The organism is Exiguobacterium alkaliphilum 12/1 (assembly GCF_000714435.1).
Lineage (GTDB): Bacteria > Bacillota > Bacilli > Exiguobacteriales > Exiguobacteriaceae > Exiguobacterium > Exiguobacterium alkaliphilum.
Window position 1 is genome coordinate 1 of the sequence record NZ_JJMW01000001.1, and the last position, 1,841, is coordinate 1,841.

General features: G+C 58.9%; 1 protein-coding gene. It reads left to right on the plus strand.

Annotated features, from left to right (window positions below; all coding sequences use genetic code 11):
- The first annotated feature begins 175 nt into the window (after positions 1 to 175).
- A complete protein-coding gene (locus RT52_RS00005; protein ID WP_245175432.1) occupies positions 176 to 1,816 on the plus strand; it encodes an IS1182 family transposase in 1,641 nt (546 codons plus the stop codon).
- Positions 1,817 to 1,841: the final 25 nt, after the last annotated feature.

Genomic DNA, 1,841 nt, shown 5'->3' on the forward strand with positions numbered 1-1,841 from the left:
GAGGCTGGGACATAACTCAGTAGATTTATAAGAAAGAGGCCACCTGGCGCGACTCGTTCGCGCCAGGTGGCCTCTTCTCCTTTTTATGGGTTCGTACGCACATTTCGATATAAACAGATAGGGGCGACCTCTGATAAAGTTAAAGTGACCAAACCATAACTTTGGAGGTGCCCCTATGTACAAAGAGTATACCATGAACCAGTTGGTTTTGCCCCTAGATTTAGAAGTTCGGCTCCCGGAGAACGACATCGCCTTCGCCGTCCACGACCTCGTCGAACAGATCCCGGACGAGGCGTTCGAGACGTTCTGGCGAACGACGGGCTGCCCGGCCTATCACCCGCGGATGATGATGAAGATCGTCCTCTGCGCGTACACGCAGTCCGTGTTCTCGGGCCGGAAGATCGAGGGCCTTCTCAAGGACAGCCTGCGCATGATGTGGCTCGCCCAGGGACACGAGCCGAGCTATCGGACGATCAATCGGTTCCGAGTCCATCCGGCCGTCGCCCCGATCCTGAAATCCGCCTTCGTCACGTTCCGTTGCCACCTCGTCGAGGCGGGTGAGATCGACCAGGAGGCGATCTTCATCGATGGCACGAAGCTCGAGGCGAACGCGAACCGATACACCTTCGTCTGGAGGAAGGCCGTCGAGAAATACAGCGCCGCACTCGTCGAGAAGTCGAACCGGCTGTACGAGGAGCTGATGTCCGAGCAGGTCATCCCAGAGATCGAGCGCGAGAGCCCGGAGGCGCTCTCGGTCGAAGAACTCGAGGAGGTCGCGGCGCGACTCGGGGAAAAGGTCGACGCGATCGATGAGGAAATCGCGTCGACGACCGATGTCGAGGAACGCAAACGACTGCGCGCGAGACGCAAGGAACCCCGCCGCCTCCGCAAGCAGGCCTCCGACTTCGCTGCCCGGAAACGCCGATACGAGGAACACATGGCCGCCTTCGGCACGCGGAACAGTTACTCGAAGACCGACAGGGATGCGACATTCATGCGGATGAAGGATGATCACATGAAGAACGGACAATTGAAGCCCGGCTACAATGTCCAGATCGCGACCTCGGGCCAGTACACGCTGGCGTATGACGTCTTTCCGAACCCGACCGACATGAGGACGTTGGCCCCGTTCCTCGACGAGGTCGAAACGTTCCTCGAGTTACCCGCCTACATCGTCGCCGATGCGGGATATGGGAGCCAGCCGAACTACACGGACATCCTCGAGCGCCGGGGGCGCGTTCCCTTGATCCCGTACACGATGTACCGGAAGGAACAGAAGAAGAAGTGGCGCGAGAACCCGTTCAACATCTCGAACTGGGCGTACGACAGGGAGTCCGATGCGTTCACCTGCCCGGACGGGAGACGGCTTCCGTTCAGCCACGAATCCCGTAAGACCGACAGGGACGGGTTCGTCCGCGAGTCCCGCATGTATCTGAGCGAGGACTGCGGCGGGTGTCCGTTCCGCGACCTGTGCACAAAGGCCGAGGAAGGGAGCCACCGCCAGGTCGGTGTGAACGTGGCCTGGGAAGAACAAAAGCATATGACGAGAACGCTGCTTTCGGATGAGAAAACGGGTGCCCTCTACGCCAGACGCAAGACGGACGTGGAACCAGTTTTTGGATATCTGAAGGCCAATTTGGGTTTCACCCGCTTCTCCGTCAGGGGAAAACAGCGCGTGAGACGCGAGCTCGGCTTCGCGCTCATGGCGGTGAACCTGCGGAAGTTCATCGCCACCGTTGTCGCCCGAAGTACAAAGAAGGGGTCCGGTCACCGAAAATCGGTGACCGGACCCCTCTTTTTGATTGAAATACTTTAGAACTGGCTAGTTATGTCCCAGCCTC

Coding starts and splice junctions, on each gene's coding strand:
- RT52_RS00005 (WP_245175432.1), top strand. CDS start 176: ATGTACAAAGAGTATACCATGAACCAGTTGGTTTTGCCCCTAGATTTA.